The following is a 16,441-nucleotide window of genomic DNA, read 5'->3' on the forward strand; positions in this document are numbered from 1 at the left end:
AAATGCGTATTTCGAGAGAGATGATAATACAGTGAGGACGTGCTTGTCGAAAAAACCAACGTATACGTTTGATTGTGTACGTTGGATGTGTTGTTCTATCGAAGTTAATAGTAAGTAAAACGACAGGGCACTACTAAAAGGTCACAACCGTTTTAATGTGAGAGTTTTCGCTGTGTAATAGGGCTTGAGGAAGTTGCTCGAATGCAAACGTATCGGGAATAGGACATATTAAGTCACCTGTCATTATTTGTTTGATTAATGCCTCTCCTGACAACATTAATTGCGTAATTGCAATATGTTCACCAAACTGATGAATGGCAGCCAGAGCAACTTCGTGATAAGAAATGGCCGTTGTAAACGCAGGATCAACAGGCAATTCAATTCGACCTAATATAGACACAATATGTCCATTCGCTTTGAGATGTGGGACTAATAAAGACGCATATTCGGGACCCGTGGCATCAAAGATAGCAAAATAGGTTTTATCAACCTTCGAATGGTGTCTAAATATTTGCTTAATTCCGAGTTTTGTCGCGGTGTCTTGTGTGGCACTCGCAGAAATAACATCGACAAGGAAACCCCGCTGTCGCAGGATCTGCACCAAAAATTGATTAACCGCACCTAGCCCTGAAACTAATACACTTTCGCCGTTATTCACGGGAACTTTTTCAGCTGATTGCCATGCAGTGAGTAATGGGCATGGCGCCGCTGCCGCTAATGAAAATGACATTTCTTCCGGTATCATCATCACACTATTGGCATCGAGGATGGTATATCGGGCAAAACTACCGGGTTTTAACAAAGGGGCATGGTAACAAACTCGGTGGCCAATCAGCTCGGACGCGACATTATGTCCAACAGACACAATAATACCAGCTCCATCAACGCCTGGGATATGCCCCGAAGCCCAGTTGAGAGGGTTGTTCTGAATAAATTTATAGTCAACGGGGTTTATGCCTGCTGCGGCATTTTGTATTAAGATCTCATTATCCGCTAATTCTCTTGTTATTGAGGTACGTTGGATAACGGAATGCTGAGAGGCATCATATTGCCAGCTATCGTATTCTATGCTTTTTATCATAATGGTCTGATTTATATTGGAAATAATAAAGCCCCTGTTTGATGAACAGAGGCTATTGTGAATCACTTATTTGACTGTCGGGTAATCGATATAACCCGCAGCACCGCCACCAAAGAACAATTCTCTTATTGGTTCATTCAGCGGAAGATTATGTTCTAATCGATAAGGTAAATCTGGATTGGCAATAAATGGACGCCCAAACCCTATCAAATCAGCTGAATCTGATGCTAATGTTTGCTCCGCACGCTCCGCAGTATATTGCCCTGAGTAAATCATTGTACCGTGGAAAACAATACGCAATGCTTCTTTAAAGGCCATTGGCATAACTGGTGCATCTTCCCAATCGGCTTCAGCGATATGAATGTAGGCAACACCTATCTCATTTAAGACGGCGGCAGCGGCAAGATAAGTTGCTTCTGGTGTCGCATCTTCAGAGCCCATCAGCGTGGTCAATGGTGCTAAACGAACACCCACTTTTTCACTACCAATAGCATCGGAGACGCTTTGTGCCACTTCACGCAAAAAACGTAATCTGTTTTGCAATGAACCACCGTATTCGTCATCGCGTTGATTTTCTCGTGAATCAATAAATTGGTTGATTAAATAACCATTCGCAGCGTGTAATTCTATACCATCAAAACCGGCTTCGATTGCATTACGCGCAGCTTGAACATAGTCTTGAACAATACCTGCAATTTCTGCTGTTTCAAGGGCGCGAGGCATGGAGTGTTGAACCATCTCTCCAACGCCATCTTCAGGTCCACGACCTTCAGTATCCACAAAGACTTTAACCCCTTTAGCTTGAATAGCTGATGAGGAAACAGGAGCGGCATTATCAGGTTGTAAAATGGTGTGGGAAACGCGTCCAACGTGCCAAAGCTGTGCAAAGATTTTACCGTCCGCTTGATGAACAGCATCGGTGACTTTTTTCCAACCATCAATCTGTGCTTGCGTGTAGATACCTGGCGTCCAAGCATAGCCTTGCCCTTGGCGACTAATTTGAGTGCCTTCGCTAATGATTAGTCCAGCACTGGCACGCTGAGCATAATATTCAGCCATCATTTCAGTGGCGATATCGTCTTTACCTGCTCGTGAACGAGTCATTGGTGGCATAACAATGCGGTTTTTTAATGGTAAGCCACGTAAGTTATAATGCTCAAATAACATGATTCTGCTCCCGTATTTATCTCTTGCTAATCTGTCTTAAAACGTGATTAATTCATCACTGAGTGATAAAAATATAATCAATTGCAGATGCAAGATAAATATCACTCATTACAATACACTTTTGCGAAAAGTAGAATAATCACGATTCATCACTGCATTTTGAGGCGAAGGGCATTTGAAGGGAATTCGCGTTCTAGCGCGCGCCCAAGTCTTCGTAGATACCCAATATATTCAAGTTGGAATATTAAAAAAATAAGCCCCTCATTACTGAAAGGCTAATTGTCATAGGCGAATTAGTTCGTTTGTGTTTTTTGCTGATATGCATTTATCAAAACGATAATTAATGCTAAGGTTGCAATAATTGCCCCCATAACCGGAACATAGGCATAAGATAATCCGCCCGAAATCACAGCACCTCCTGCAACGGCACCAATGGCATTTCCAAGGTTGAATGCACCAATATTCACGGAAGAGGCTAACCCTGGAGCTTCACTTGCCACACGCATCACCCGCATTTGTAATGGCGGAACAACACCAAAGGTAGCGGCTCCCCAGATGACCATGGCAAACGTAGCACCTATTGAGTTTTGTGCTATAAATGGCATCAGTAACATGATGGCGGCAAGTAATAGTAAAAATCCTTTTAACGTCCCATCGACAGAACGATCTGAGAATTTTCCACCTAAATAGTTCCCAATTGAGAAACCGACACCAATCAGAACTAACATGACCGTAATCACGCCTGTACTCGCATCTGCAAGATACTCAAGTACTGGGGCTATGTAGGTGTACAATGTGAACATTGCACCGGCACCTAACGCGGTTGTTAAGAGTGCAAGTAACACTTGTGGACGCATCAACACAGATAGCTCTTGTTTAACATTAGGACGCACGCCAGCATTGCCTTTAGGAAGTGATATCCATAAGAAAATCATCGTGATGACCCCTAAACCGGCGGTGATTAAAAATGAAGAACGCCAACCTATCGTATTCCCTATCCATGTCGCAGCGGGAACGCCCCCAATATTCGCGATGGTTAATCCCATAAACATCGTGGCGATTGCACTTGATTGTTTTTCTACAGGAACAACGCTTGCAGCCACGACAGCTCCTAACCCGAAAAATGCACCGTGATTTAAACTGGTTAAAATTCGTGATAGCAATAAAAATTCGTAGTTGGGTGCAAGCGCAGATAAGAGGTTTCCAAGCGTAAATATAAACATTAAAATCATCAGTGCTTTTCTTCTCGCCTGATGAGATAACAATAATGTCATGACTGGAGCGCCCACCATGACACCAATGGCATAAGCGGTAATGAGCATGCCGGCAACAGGAATAGAAACGCCAGTGCTATTTGCGATAACAGGCAGTAATCCCATTGGGGAAAACTCTGTCGTGCCAATACCGAATGCACCGAGTGCAAGGGCAAATAGAGGAAGATTTATTTTCATTATTGTCTCGATAATAAGTGAGAAACAGATGACTGAATTTCGTTAAGTATGTCACAAAAAATTAAGGGATTAATTACTCAAATCAGCAAATGATTTCTATTAAAATCGCAATAATCAATGAAAGGATTGTTAGCGCTATTTAAATATACTCATTGAAAGAGGGAGATAAAATAGCATATCGTTCCTCATTTTATGGTGATTATTGGTGAAACTCTGGCAATACTGACAGACTAATGTTTCTTCAATTGGGCGTTAATTACGGTGAAATTGTAAGCCAATATGATTAACACCTGAGGCATTCATTGCGCTTAACTCTTTGATCAATCCATTTCGACCTGTTTTGACGCCAAAACTTAGATTTATTAGAATTTATATATCTAATATATAGTTTTCTATAGCCCCATATGAGGCTTTATCTTACGTTAATTGTTTATTAAAACTCAGTTGTATACCTAATATGTGGTTATCAAAACCAATAAAAGTATTATGGTAATCAATTGGTTATAAAAAGACATAACTATCGTCTTTTAGGTCTTTGAAGAGTAAATATACTTTAATAAACAAATAGTTAATGATGGTGGATTTATATAATGTTACGCCACATGGGTTGGACAGAAGCCGCTGACTTAATCATTAAAGGTATGGAAGGCGCGATTGCCGCTAAGACTGTCACTTATGATTTTGAACGTCAGTTAGAAGGCGCTAAACTGCTGAAATGTAGCGAGTTTGGTGACGCAATTATCAAACACATGTAATTGTTGATTTGATAAATAGTTAACGGGAGCTTATTAGTTCCCGTTTATTTTTTGTACTATAAAATTCTTCCCCAAAATATCCCCAAAACTCTTCCCCAAAACTGCTCAATTAAACAGCAATAATTTGCCATTCTTTGCCTCTATCGTCGTGGTATTTATCAGTCATATTTTGTGTTTTATGCCCCAATAATTTTTGTGTATTAATTCCTTGCTCACGATAAAGTCGTTCTGATAAAGAACGTTGTTCATGGAAAGTTGGTGCAGTACCTTTTTCCCAAGTTAACCCACATTTATCTCGCGCTTTTTTAAACGTTGTGGTTAATGTATTTGGTGTGACTTGTTCGCCTCGTTTCGCTTGTGCGGTGGTATGCCGATAATGCACGAGATATTTACTCACAACCGCGTCACGACATTGAGCAACAACATCCTTTAAGGAGAGATTGATAGCCATATTCGCAATTCATCAGCGGTGGGTTGCTGAGTTTGCTCATAAAAATCGAGTCAATGGGATGCTAGACACTATTAGTTTTCGTTTGAGATTAGATAGTAATTAGCGGAAGGCCAACAAGTTTCATTCACCATGGAAAATGGTATGAAAGGTCTAGCAGCAGGCAACGTGGTGGCTCTCTAAAGGCGCTATTACTATTCGCCTCTATTTTAAATGCCCAAGGTGTCGTTGTTCACAATATAGAACATCACAGTTTGATGTCATAGTGAACAATCCACACGGCGCAAAATGTATCTTTTACAAAAGTGTGATGACAGCTCAAATGAGTTAAGTATTAAATAGTTGAATATACAAAACCTCGCTTCGGCGGAGTTTTTTGCTATCTACAATCTCATATTGGTTAAAGGTAAAAAATTTAGATTTTGGCCTTGAAAAATACTTGCTCGTTCATATTTATATTTTGGGTAAATAAGATACCGCCCATAATTCACTAAATACTGAAGGAGGAGTTATATGCCTAACATTAAACCTTTTTCATTATTCCCAACATTATCTGACAACTTACTTTCAAATCGTTTTGATCAGATAGATCGCCTGTTTAGTCAGTTAACAGGCAGTAAGCCCATTGCATCACCTGTACAGACTTATAACTTGAAACAGATTGATGATAACCATTATGAACTGACAGTAAGTGTGCCTGGATATCAAGAAAATGATTTATCGGTTTCATTAAAAGGAAGTCGTTTATTGATTGAAGGGAAAATAGAAGAAAAATCAGAAGAAGACAATGATAAATGGCTCCACCGAGGCATATCTCAAGGGCAATTTACATTGCAGTTTGACCTCGGTAAAAATGTTAAAATAGATAAAGCCGATTTATCAAGTGGACTTCTGACTATTGCTATTGAGTATGAATTACCGGAAGAAGAAAAACGGCAAACAATAGCGATAGAAAATAAAGACAAAAGATAATTGAGTTAGATAACGTAAATAAGATTAAGGCTACGCATAATGTGTAGCCTTAATTGTTTTTGTGAGGGGTTTAAATTTCACTAATTCAAAGTTGAGTTCACAAGGTTTGTAAGTCGAACACAATTAGAGCAGGTTGTCTGGTTTGAGCGAATTGCAGATGTTACGATTAAAAAATAAGAAAAAAGCATATGTTCATTCACGCTATTGCCTGAATAGCTGACACGCAGATACCTTTTGTACCCAAAAATTGTTTAAGTTTAGGCCACGTAGATATGAGTTGGCTTGAATGAATCTCCTCTTCGGAGCTTACATGTTGGTCAAAGACAATTGGTGGAAGTTCTATTATTGGCTGTATATTTATCGACTCTTTAGCCTTCGAAAGCATTGTTTTAATAGAATTAAACAAGAATAAGTTGTTGTTTTCTATATCAGTTAGTCGCCTTTGTATATCCGATTTAGAAATCATTGTAATAAAAGAGTTATAATTCAGCGTCTCCATTTTAGTAGGACTTACTCCCAAAGTAATAAATACTTCTTTTAGACTTCTACTTTGTTGTTTATCAAAGATGTCTTTATAAGGTATTTCTGATTCAAAAGAGATCAGGCTTTTACTTATACCTGGCTGAGAAACTTTTGATGCCTCATTCAATAGTATATTTTTAAAATTTTTTAGGGTAATGATACTTGGAGCAACATCAACCTTTGAAAATAGCCTGTTATACTCAATTGTAGATAGTTTCTTTCCTTGCAGGAAAGAGATAATGGCTTGGAAAGTAGAATTATTCATTCCACTTCCCGATTGGGCAAGCCCAGGCATTGCAGTTGAGTTCATGGTAAAATTAGGGGATTTAAACTTCATGCAGAATGGACGATATAAATAGCCATCCCCTTCCTGGGAATTCCACAAAAACATTAGTTCTACATTAGGTTTATTTTTCGGATTCGCATCATTATAAGCGTATTTTAATATGTTAATTAAGTTTTGGGATTGCCCGTCAATATCAAAATATTCACCTTCCTTGAAGTTATAGGCAATGTTCTCTCTAAGGAAATCAACTATTTTAAAGCCTGAACGTATATCACCACTAAAAGCTACACAGAGATTATCAGTAACTTTGTGTATTTTTTGCACACAGTTATAATAATGAGTTTGTCCATTGGACTTTATTATTGTTGCCTGAATATCTGCCACGCAAACAAAACCATTAAAACAGTTTCCTCCAACGACCCAAGTCATAATGTCTTTCCTTGAAAATTAGATTTATTGTCAATTTTGACTACAAAATTTTAAGTATTGTATAACAATACCTGGTGAAACTTGGATTGGCTATTATTTAATTAATATGGATTCAGTAACGTTTTCCCAACTTACAAATCCAACATGTTGTCAGTAATGTCTGCTGCTGGCACAGGGCTGATAAACAGCCCTGATAGATTTATACTTCAATTGACTCAGAAATCTCCAATGCATCATCGACTTCAATGCCAAGGTAACGAACCGTGCTTTCCAGTTTTTTATGCCCAAGTAATAGCTGAATTACGTGAAGGTTCTTTGTTTTCTGGTAGAGATATGCTGAGCAGAACCTACTCGGGATTGGAAAATATAGTCCGCACTATGCAAGTGAGCCATTCTTATCCATGCAGCAACGGAATTTCTAGTTCCTTTAGTCAGCTCAAATTGGACAGGACTACCAGTCTTTTGTTGTAACACTGTTGCTCTGCTGGAGACTGAACTGCCATATGCAACATCTGATACCTTCAACTTAACGAGATCACAGCCTCGAAGTTTACTATCCAAGGCTAAATTAAACAAAGCTAAGTCGCGAATTTTCCCTTCTAACTCTAGTCTAATACGGATTCCCCAGATATGAGATATTTTAAGCGGTCGTTTTTGCCCAATGATACGATTTTTATTCCACGGTGACTTAGACATAATTAAATCTCCTATGATGTAAAGATTTAATTATGATTGTTATCCCGAAAGGAGCGAAGAGCGGACATTAACGCCAATTAAGGCGTGAAACACGCAACCACGAAACTCAATTTGAATACTGTAAACATTGAAATCAACCTAAACCAAAAATGCCAAGTGTCCTAAATCACTCTTGAATTGTTTGTTATGTGTCTTCGATACCATATTTAACTAGCTTCAAAATACTTTCATAATCTAACTTTGTTATTATCTCGATTGTTTTTAAATCATAAGTAGTTGGAGATAACCTCATTTCGTTAATAATGATGTTTTTACCTTCAAGCTTTTCAATTAACTTATTTTTTATTTCTTCCGGTACTTGACTGCCGATAAATACTTCAGCAATTTGGTTTTGCTTTAATTTTACTAACTGGGTATCTGTATTAGATATCTGCATAACTGCACGAACTTCATCTTCATACTCCCAAACTTTTGACTTGGTCAACATGAATTCTAGCACTTTGTTATTATTAGCATTTTCTACATAATCGAATTGTGATGGCCGCATATTACGATACTGTACTGGAAACAATGGAAAGTATGTCTCATTACTCCTATTTCTGATTTTTTTAAACTGGTCTGTTTCCACATGCAACGCGTCATTATTTTCGGTATTTTTATATGTTTTTATTGCAATACATATTCCTTTATGATTATCACCGTAATGAGACCACATTAAAAAATTTTTATGATCTCTTGTAGCACAGAATACTGCTAAATTATCTCTAAGACTTTCAATGAGCTGTTTTATAAATTCTTGCTCAGAAGTTAAAGCCATCGCTTTCTTAAAGCGTTCTCCAACTTCAACCGGTAATACTTCATTACAAAATCGTTCGATTCTCTCAGGGTCTAAATTTATTGTGGGTAAAAAGTCATACGGATCATTAAAATTGTTCACCTTTGAAAAAAATATTCGATCATTTATCAATATATCTAACGTGTATTTATCCAACTCCATAGTATCAGAGTTATATAGCTTTCTATATTTATAAATCAACGACATAGCTTTACCTTTTGACAGTCTGTTTTAGTTTCTTCAAGTTTATTTGAAAATGATTACATTATTGATGTGTGTAAATAGATCTCAGACTCATCGGTTGTACGAATCCAGATTTAAGATATAACGCTTGTTCGGCGGTAAGGCCCATATTCAAACACGGACTTTTCTGCCTTTGTAAATTTAATAGGTAGAACACTACATCGCTTTTTTATACCTGACAATAGGTTATGGTACAGTAGGTATTTACATTTACTACAATTATGGATTAATCCGTCTAATAAGCGTTATCGATAAAATATAGGCAAAATATTTAAACGTCCGCTCTTGGCACTAAACTGCCTGTAAACAGAACTCAAGAGACTAATTTGAGCGAGGAGCAGAAGTTGGTAGTTGTTCTAATTGCTGATAATGTCATTAATTAAATTGTGGTGTGTTAATCAGCGGAAAGAAAGTTACCGAGAATTTTTATATATGCCAATAGAGCAGGCTCTAGTTTACCAATTTTGTTATCAAAATCCCTATCAAGAACCATATAGTTCATTGCAATTGTCTCACACCGCCCGTACTAACAGACTCTATGGATAGCTATCTTGGCTCAGGTTTAATACACTCTTCATCAACAAACATATAATATGATTAACAATGTCCAACTGCTTACATTAAATCGTACGCAAAGCAACAGGCTTACATGAACAATGGAATAATTTTTTAAATTTGTCGAAGTTAATACACTTTTTATTGACAAAATTACAAGGTATTCATATTTCATTCACAAGTATTGGTGTGATTATTAACCATAATGTAGTAAAAACTCAACCATGGATATAAATTTAAAATTCATTTATTCTTTATGAGGTTCAGTCATAAATATCAATGAATTAGTTTATGAATACTTATCTTATAGAGGTTTCAGAGTACATATGAGCAAAGGTAAATTAGAACGTAGTTTATTCCCCAGTGTAGTATGTCATTTTACGAGACGCTCTAATGTTTTAATTAACATATTAGTGAGTAGGTTTTTTAAAGTTTCGTATGCAAAGGAAGAAATAATTGGGACGGATGCGACTAGAACATTTGGTATCCCCATGGTTTCATTTTGTGACATTCGCCTTTCTCAGTTGAATGAACATATAACAAAGTATGGAAAGTATGGCATTGCCCTTAGTAAAGATTGGGCAATCAGTAAAGGATTAAATCCTGTTAGTTACATTAGCAAGAATTGCTCGCTTTTTGATCGTCTAGATATGAGGTTACGTGAGTTTAGAGACTCTATGATGCATCTAAAATCAGATGGCTCTTATCATGAATATAAAATGGAGTTAGAACGATATAATGATTTCATTAATACAATGAGGTACATGAAAAATTATGAAGGAGATTTAATTAGAAATAACAAACCATTGATAAAAAATTATCGCTTTGCAAATGAACATGAGTGGCGTTACATCCCCAGCATAGAATCAGATATTATTCCAATAAGAAAAGTTCTCTCAAATACTAACTGGAAAACCGAGGCAAATAATTCAATAGTTCAAAATACAGCCTCTCAATTGAACTTTTCATTAGATGATGTGAGATATATTTTCATTAAGGATGATGTCATGAGTCATAAAATAATAAAAAAATTACAATCAATTCTTGATGAAAAAGACTTCGCCTTGGTTATGACGAAAGTGTTAATAACAACTCAAGTAATTGATGATTTTTGACGTATATTTATCTTGGATAAAATCTTTAAACTTTTATCTACAAACGTTGTTAATACTTGTTCGCTCTTGGCACTGTGTGGACTGTTTGATTAGCTTTAGCCTTAAATCATCGCAGTATTAGGTCGAATCCGATCATCTATATCTAAGTTGTTAATATGAAATCATACACCACACAATAAAAAAATGCCGATACGCTAGGAGTCATATCGGCATATAAAATAAACGCAAGAAGCAATGTAAGTCATGTCGCACTAATTCGTATTAAACCTGTCAATTCGATACACATGTAATGATAATTATTCTCATTAATATATTCAACCCTAAATTAAATAAGGTTACTTTGTAGCCTTTCCGTCTACGCCGACCACAGAATCAACACCTACTTATACCGTTCACACAAGAGCTGTGAGTCGGCATCTTATTAACTAAAATAAATCGGTAAATGTTATGTCAAAAGAAATAAACGAATTACAGTTTAGTCTTCACTATGCCTCAGAAACAGACAGTGAAATGAATACCTCTATCATTTTAACGGCGAATATCCATACGGCTGATGGTGAAACTCAACAACTGACACAATTAATTTGCACGACATCTCCTGAAGGGAAAAAGCAATATCGAATCGGTACACAAAAGATTAATGGTGCAGGTGACCCATTGCTGGTGGCGATTGAATCTTATTGACGTAAAAATACACAAGAAATCCGAAAACGTCTCCGCCTGAATTGATGGATTTTATGCCGATGTGAAAGAAGAAAATTACGGAAGAAGGGTGTGGGGTAATGTCACTGATAGTGTATTAGCTAATCGATAGCCCCACGTGAGTGGGGCTTAATCGTTAACCACCGCGAGACATTTTCTCAATTTTTTTATCCGTATTGTATTGAGAAAGGGCATAAACTGACCAGATAGTCGCAGGGATCCACCCAATTAAGGTGATTTGTAGGATAAGGCAGAAGATGCCAGCAAATGGGCGACCAATCGTGAAAAATTGTAACCAAGGTAGTAATAACGCCAGAATAAGTCTCATAAAACCCCCTCTATTATTAGAAATGTCAGTTTATCAATAATTAAACCAATAGCAAATAACAAGGAATATTGCATTTATTCAAGGTGAAAGTTTGCTTTTGTAGTGTTAATACTAAGGATTGAATTTATGGTGGGAGCATTAGGTAAATTAAATATTGATTTGACGCTGAATACGGCAAATTTCACAAATCAAGCATGTGATATATTAGAAATGATGCCACAGAGTACAGATAAGAATATAATAGAAATCGTAAGTGAATCTAAACTCAGTTATGAAAGTTGCGAATTTTTATTAACTCAATTGGAAATGGCAGGATTAATTTTAAGACAAAATAATTTTTATAAGCGAACAAGTAAGAAGGCTATTTAAATACTTTATGTTATAACAAAAGATATCAGTTTATATTTTTCTTGCATAAAAGATGAGTTTATACTTGATGAGTCGTAAATAAAGATAAGATTGAATAATATATTATTATAAATAAAAATTTAAGATAAAGTTTTTCGATTAATTGACGATATACATAATTACTTATCTTAAATTAGAGATTGGGCTTGTGAAAAAAATATTACTATTATCACTACTGTTTAGTTCTTCTGTGTTTGCACAAAATGTCGATGTAGGGCAAGTCTGTAAAGCGTCTGCGGCAACCATGTTTGGTCGAGATCATAAGATTATGCAATTAGATACTATTGAAAACGGCATTGCTTATGTTCATTACATTCGTTCAGTCGATAACAGTCGCTGGGCTATTAAATGTAAACTAAACGGTGAAAAGGTCATTTGGGCATCAAACAATGCTGATAGTTCGGGGCGATGGAGAGACGATCCTTTAGATAGTATTGTGAAATATTCTGTAAATGGCGGGGATATTACGATTTCTGAAATTTATAGTGATGGTTCTAAAACAGAAAAAACATATCCAATAAAAGAGCTATAAATTATTACCTGTTTTTGCACTCTTTTATGTTAAATATAAATACAAGTCAGAAGTTTGATAATTTCTGGCTTTTTTTTACCTCAATAAAAGATGTAGATGCAATTATATAATAATGACGCATTGGTTGTGCTGAAAGCGTTACCAGAGAATTGTATTGATTTGATAGTGACTGAACCCCCTTATTTTAGGGTTAAATCTTGTGCATGGGATAATCAGTGGGTAAATGAAGCTGAATATTTAGCGTGGGTAGATGACGTATTAACTGAGTTTTGGCGAGTATTGAAACCGAATGGAAGCTTGTATTTATTTTGTAGCTCTAAGCTTGCCTCTGATATTGAATTATTAGTAAAAGGGCGATTTAGTATGCTAAGCCATATTATTTGGGCTAAACCTTCTGGTCCTTGGCGACGCCAGAATAAAGAAAGCCTACGTGCATTTTTTCCTTCGACAGAGCGAATATTGTTTGCAGAGCATTATCAAAGACCTGTACAAGCGAAAGGGGCTGGGTTTGTTATAAAGTGTCGTGAACTCAAACAACAAGTATTTAAACCTCTTATGGATTATTTTATCGATGCACGATCAGCATTACAGGTTAGCGTTAAACAAATAAATAAAGTAACAGGAAAGAAAATGGCAAATCATTGGTTTGGTCGCAGTCAGTGGCAATTACCATTAAGGGATGACTATCAAAAGTTACAAATATTATTTTCACAACGAGCTACGCATATTGATCAATTATCACCGTTATTACGTACCTATGATGATTTGCTGTCAGAACATAAAGTTTCTCAGATACGTTATCAAGCATTGGTTGAAGAATACGGATTATTGAAGCGTCCTTTTTTTGTTACGGCTGATGTACCTTACACTGACGTATGGACATATCCTCCCGTGCAATATTACCCCGGCAAGCACCCTTGCGAGAAACCATCAGATATGATGGAACATATTATTCGCTCTAGCAGTCGTGAAGGTGATTTAGTGGCTGATTTCTTTATGGGATCAGGGGCAACGATAAAAGCGGGATTAAAATTGAATAGAAAAGTGCTGGGAGTAGAGTTAGAGAAGGAGAGATTTGATATGACGAAAGAGGAGATAAATAATTATTTAAGAAATATATAAAATATAAATAACTTCTTAATAAGAGTTATTTTCCCTAAGAGTAATTTAAATGTTTTTAATTTTAATAACGCAATAAAACAATTGAATATTATCCAGTTATTTATATAGTAAGTAATATTTTATTGTTAAATAATTCTTAATTAAATGGGCTTTAGATTTTCTTTATTAGATGTCTATTAAATGATGGATTATCATTTTCTATAAATGGAGATATATAAATTGGCAAATATTATTTATTTAAAATTAAATGGAAATAATCAGGGTTTAATTTCAAAAGGGTGTTCTACATTTGATTCCATTGGTAATAAATATCAATCTGGTCATGAAGATGAAATTTTAGTTTATGAATTTTCATCAAATCTTTCAATGCATCAAAATGTAAGTTTTCAACCAATAGATATACGTAAGACAATTGATAAGGCATCCCCATTATTATCTCAATCATTGGTCTCTAATGAGTTATTAACATGTGAATTTTTCTTTTATAGAACATCCGGTAATAGTGGATTGGAGTTATATTACAAAATAAAATTAACGGATGCTTCAATAGTAAATATTAGTTGTTTCTATCCTAATTCTATAACACATAATGAAGTTCAACCCGAAGAGTCATTATCAATACGGTTTAAGTCAATAACATGGGAACATGTAACCGCAGGAACAAGTTCTTATAGTATTTGGGATGAAAGGGTATTTTAATGTTTTTTAGTTTTGAAGAAAAATTTGAAAGATATGCTAATGATATTAAAAGATTATCCGAAGTATCCGCAAGATACCTACTTACAGATGATTACTGTAAACAAGGATATAGAAGTGAAATAGCAGAAGTTGTAAGGTTAATTCGAGCTGATTTTTATCGTGCTATATATAATCATAGAGAAAGACATAATCGTGTTAACAGCTTTAGAGAAAAAGCAAAAGAGGCATTTGGTGTGGGTTATCTGCCAGAAATAATGCAGTATCTCGATGAAATAGAAACTGAGTATGAAACTGAAATGTCTGCTTATTCTCAATTAAGAAAACGAAGCAAAGAGGTTTATGAACTAACTAAAACTTTTTCTGGAACGGGATGGTATTTTTATCTTAAAGGTAGTCAAACTATTATAGGAGGAGGAATACAAAGTGCTTTTGGATATTTAAGTTTTAAAACAGGCCGTAAAATTAAAAATAAAGAGATGCAAGGTGCTGGGATTATTGGTTTATCTCTCGGTGGAGGTAAGGTTTTTGACGGTGTATCAGATATAGTGTATGAATTTACAGATGGCGATATTAATTTTGGTGGAGATCCCGTTAAAGAGAGAATTCAGAAAGGATTTGAATTTTTAGGTTTGAATGAGAGCCATGGTGAGATAGGTTATGATGTTATTGATATGACTGTTAGCGTATATAATGGATTCGCTGCTTTTGCTAAATATGATTCACCTAATCGTATTATTCATTTACCTGTCACGATGGGCGGGAGAACTTATAGAGCAACACATTTTGATCGGTTGTTTACCAGCAAAGGTACTCGCTTATTTCGTTGGAGTTCATTAGATTTTAAGCGAAAATTTAGTGTTCATAGCAATCCTATATTACTCACTACTTTAGGCTATAATATGGGAAAACTTATCCTAATATTGAAAAAATATAATAACGAAGAATCAGCTATTGAAAATATTCAATAAATTAGATTAATGCTCTAATTAAAAACAGATCATTTTTTCATTATATAGGTCGTTACTGCAATTTTCTTTACTCTAAAGAATAAAATTAGTGATATTTTATTCTTAATACAATCATAGATAGTAATTACTAAACTCATGGTGAAGTAAATAAAAACTAAAACTAAGAATGAATAGAATAGATGAGGTGTGGAGCCTGATGTAATTATGCAAATGAAAACTATAGTAAGTGAAATAAATAATCCTTCAAATAAAATACGATCAAAGATAAATGTGTCAAAAAACCATTTTTTAAAACTTTCTTCTTTATTGGCTTGGTTGTTATAAGTTTGATTTATTTTTTTTATATCTTTGTCCGATAAGTTGTTCATTATTTTATCTATATCGAATTTTTTCATTATGTTTTTATCTCTAAATTATATCTTTATATTCAATAATAACATAATTAAATATAAAGTTGAATTATAAGATTTAATTATATTTATGAAGTGATACTTTTTAATAAAAAGGATTTTAAGTGCAATTAAAACGAAAATCAATTGTATTAAGTAGCACGAGTGCCATTACTATAGCCTTAAGTCTTATTAGTTATTTGGAAAGAATAAAATACAAATCCTATTATGATGCGAGTTTAGCTAAACGCTGTCAACGTGCTATTACTCATCATAGGTATTAATCAATAATGAATTGGAAATTTTATATCGCTACTATGATGATAGTTATTATTACTGATGGCTGTAAATGAACAATCAAAAAAACTCAATAGATTAAACGATGCTAATAGGGAGCTAACCAGTTGTTTAAAAGGGCTAGTAAATATAAATTACAATTATCAAAAACGGGTAACTCTATTAAATCAGCTAGATATTAAACACACTAAGGAATTAGTTAATGCGAAAAAGGAAATTGATAGGTTGCGCATTCTGGCTGAGCATAACCCTAAGCGGGTGTATATCAGAGCCGAGTGCTCCTCCCGTATCACTACAAATTCCGCCTCCAGCATGGATGATGCAATCCCCACCAGACCTACTGACACCGCTCTCCGAAATTATTGGCTACTTAGAGAAAGAATTTCCGAGTCGGAAAGAATGATTAAGGGATTGCAGGAGTATATTAATATAAAATAGTTA

General features: G+C 35.3%; 16 protein-coding genes and 3 pseudogenes. 10 read left to right on the plus strand and 9 right to left on the minus strand.

Annotation, left to right across the window (positions count from 1 at the left end; genetic code table 11):
- Nucleotides 1-133: 133 nt before the first annotated feature.
- The 3 genes from EHE21_RS07475 to EHE21_RS07485 all read right to left on the minus strand — a co-directional run bounded on the left by EHE21_RS07475 (nucleotide 134) and on the right by EHE21_RS07485 (nucleotide 3,699).
- Nucleotides 134-1,081 (minus strand): alcohol dehydrogenase catalytic domain-containing protein, encoded by a 948-nt coding sequence (locus EHE21_RS07475; protein WP_194952290.1) that lies wholly within the window; start codon nucleotides 1,079-1,081, stop codon nucleotides 134-136.
- Nucleotides 1,082-1,147: 66 nt separating this feature from the next.
- Complete coding sequence (locus EHE21_RS07480) at nucleotides 1,148-2,248, minus strand: alkene reductase (protein WP_194952291.1); 1,101 nt, start codon at nucleotides 2,246-2,248, stop codon at nucleotides 1,148-1,150.
- Nucleotides 2,249-2,541: 293 nt separating this feature from the next.
- Nucleotides 2,542-3,699 (minus strand): MFS transporter, encoded by a 1,158-nt coding sequence (locus EHE21_RS07485; protein WP_194952292.1) that lies wholly within the window; start codon nucleotides 3,697-3,699, stop codon nucleotides 2,542-2,544.
- Nucleotides 3,700-4,286: 587 nt separating this feature from the next.
- Here EHE21_RS07485 and EHE21_RS07490 point away from each other — a divergent pair.
- Nucleotides 4,287-4,454 (plus strand): annotated as a pseudogene (locus tag EHE21_RS07490) (isocitrate/isopropylmalate family dehydrogenase); the annotation flags it as partial.
- Between the two features lie 109 nt (nucleotides 4,455-4,563).
- Here the strand turns inward: EHE21_RS07490 and EHE21_RS07495 are convergent.
- A pseudogene (locus tag EHE21_RS07495) lies at nucleotides 4,564-4,878 on the minus strand (tyrosine-type recombinase/integrase); the annotation flags it as partial.
- 537 nt (nucleotides 4,879-5,415) lie between these two features.
- Between EHE21_RS07495 and EHE21_RS07505 the strand changes: the two are divergent.
- Complete coding sequence (locus tag EHE21_RS07505; protein WP_194952293.1) at nucleotides 5,416-5,874, plus strand: Hsp20 family protein; 459 nt, start codon at nucleotides 5,416-5,418, stop codon at nucleotides 5,872-5,874.
- Between the two features lie 196 nt (nucleotides 5,875-6,070).
- Here EHE21_RS07505 and EHE21_RS07510 read toward each other — a convergent pair whose 3' ends face one another.
- From EHE21_RS07510 to EHE21_RS07520, 3 genes and pseudogenes are all read right to left on the minus strand, one after another.
- Nucleotides 6,071-7,111, minus strand: a complete 1,041-nt coding sequence (locus tag EHE21_RS07510) for a hypothetical protein (RefSeq protein WP_194952294.1) — start codon at nucleotides 7,109-7,111, stop codon at nucleotides 6,071-6,073.
- 199 nt (nucleotides 7,112-7,310) lie between these two features.
- Nucleotides 7,311-7,807 (minus strand): annotated as a pseudogene (locus EHE21_RS07515) (integrase).
- A gap of 184 nt (nucleotides 7,808-7,991) precedes the next feature.
- Nucleotides 7,992-8,849 (minus strand): DUF2971 domain-containing protein, encoded by an 858-nt coding sequence (locus EHE21_RS07520; RefSeq protein WP_194952295.1) that lies wholly within the window; start codon nucleotides 8,847-8,849, stop codon nucleotides 7,992-7,994.
- A 917-nt stretch (nucleotides 8,850-9,766) separates the two neighbouring features.
- Here EHE21_RS07520 and EHE21_RS07525 point away from each other — a divergent pair.
- Both EHE21_RS07525 and EHE21_RS07530 read left to right on the plus strand, forming a co-directional pair.
- Nucleotides 9,767-10,555, plus strand: coding sequence for an abortive infection system antitoxin AbiGi family protein (locus EHE21_RS07525; RefSeq protein ID WP_194952296.1), 789 nt, complete (start codon nucleotides 9,767-9,769; stop codon nucleotides 10,553-10,555).
- A 447-nt stretch (nucleotides 10,556-11,002) separates the two neighbouring features.
- Nucleotides 11,003-11,239: a hypothetical protein gene (locus EHE21_RS07530; RefSeq protein WP_228766748.1), complete on the plus strand. Its 237-nt coding sequence runs from the start codon at nucleotides 11,003-11,005 to the stop codon at nucleotides 11,237-11,239.
- 154 nt (nucleotides 11,240-11,393) lie between these two features.
- On the opposite strand, the gene EHE21_RS07535 is transcribed toward EHE21_RS07530, so the two are convergent.
- A complete protein-coding gene (locus tag EHE21_RS07535) occupies nucleotides 11,394-11,585 on the minus strand; it encodes a YqaE/Pmp3 family membrane protein (RefSeq protein ID WP_194952297.1) in 192 nt (63 codons plus the stop codon).
- A 126-nt stretch (nucleotides 11,586-11,711) separates the two neighbouring features.
- Between EHE21_RS07535 and EHE21_RS07540 the strand changes: the two genes are divergently transcribed.
- The 5 genes from EHE21_RS07540 (at nucleotide 11,712) to EHE21_RS07560 (ending at nucleotide 15,314) form a co-directional block, all read left to right on the plus strand.
- Complete coding sequence (locus tag EHE21_RS07540) at nucleotides 11,712-11,954, plus strand: hypothetical protein (protein WP_194952298.1); 243 nt, start codon at nucleotides 11,712-11,714, stop codon at nucleotides 11,952-11,954.
- A gap of 187 nt (nucleotides 11,955-12,141) precedes the next feature.
- Nucleotides 12,142-12,525 (plus strand): hypothetical protein, encoded by a 384-nt coding sequence (locus EHE21_RS07545; RefSeq protein WP_194952299.1) that lies wholly within the window; start codon nucleotides 12,142-12,144, stop codon nucleotides 12,523-12,525.
- Nucleotides 12,526-12,621: 96 nt separating this feature from the next.
- Nucleotides 12,622-13,647, plus strand: a complete 1,026-nt coding sequence (locus tag EHE21_RS07550) for a DNA-methyltransferase (protein ID WP_194952300.1) — start codon at nucleotides 12,622-12,624, stop codon at nucleotides 13,645-13,647.
- Between the two features lie 219 nt (nucleotides 13,648-13,866).
- Entirely contained in the window at nucleotides 13,867-14,346 is a 480-nt protein-coding gene (locus EHE21_RS07555) for an Hcp family type VI secretion system effector (protein ID WP_036913626.1), read from the plus strand.
- Nucleotides 14,346-15,314 carry a DUF4225 domain-containing protein gene (locus EHE21_RS07560; protein ID WP_194952301.1) on the plus strand — a complete coding sequence of 323 codons (969 nt, stop codon included), beginning with the start codon at nucleotides 14,346-14,348 and terminating at the stop codon, nucleotides 15,312-15,314. Before EHE21_RS07555 ends, EHE21_RS07560 begins: the two co-directional genes overlap by 1 nt.
- Nucleotides 15,315-15,343: 29 nt before the next feature.
- Here the strand turns inward: EHE21_RS07560 and EHE21_RS07565 are convergent, their stop codons facing one another.
- Nucleotides 15,344-15,709: a hypothetical protein gene (locus EHE21_RS07565; protein WP_194952302.1), complete on the minus strand. Its 366-nt coding sequence runs from the start codon at nucleotides 15,707-15,709 to the stop codon at nucleotides 15,344-15,346.
- Nucleotides 15,710-16,042: 333 nt separating this feature from the next.
- Between EHE21_RS07565 and EHE21_RS07570 the strand changes: the two genes are divergently transcribed.
- Entirely contained in the window at nucleotides 16,043-16,438 is a 396-nt protein-coding gene (locus tag EHE21_RS07570; RefSeq protein WP_194952303.1) for a lysis protein, read from the plus strand.
- Nucleotides 16,439-16,441 lie beyond the last annotated feature (3 nt).

This window comes from Proteus sp. GOKU, from assembly GCF_015475555.1.
Taxonomy (GTDB): Bacteria; Pseudomonadota; Gammaproteobacteria; order Enterobacterales; family Enterobacteriaceae; genus Proteus; species Proteus mirabilis_B.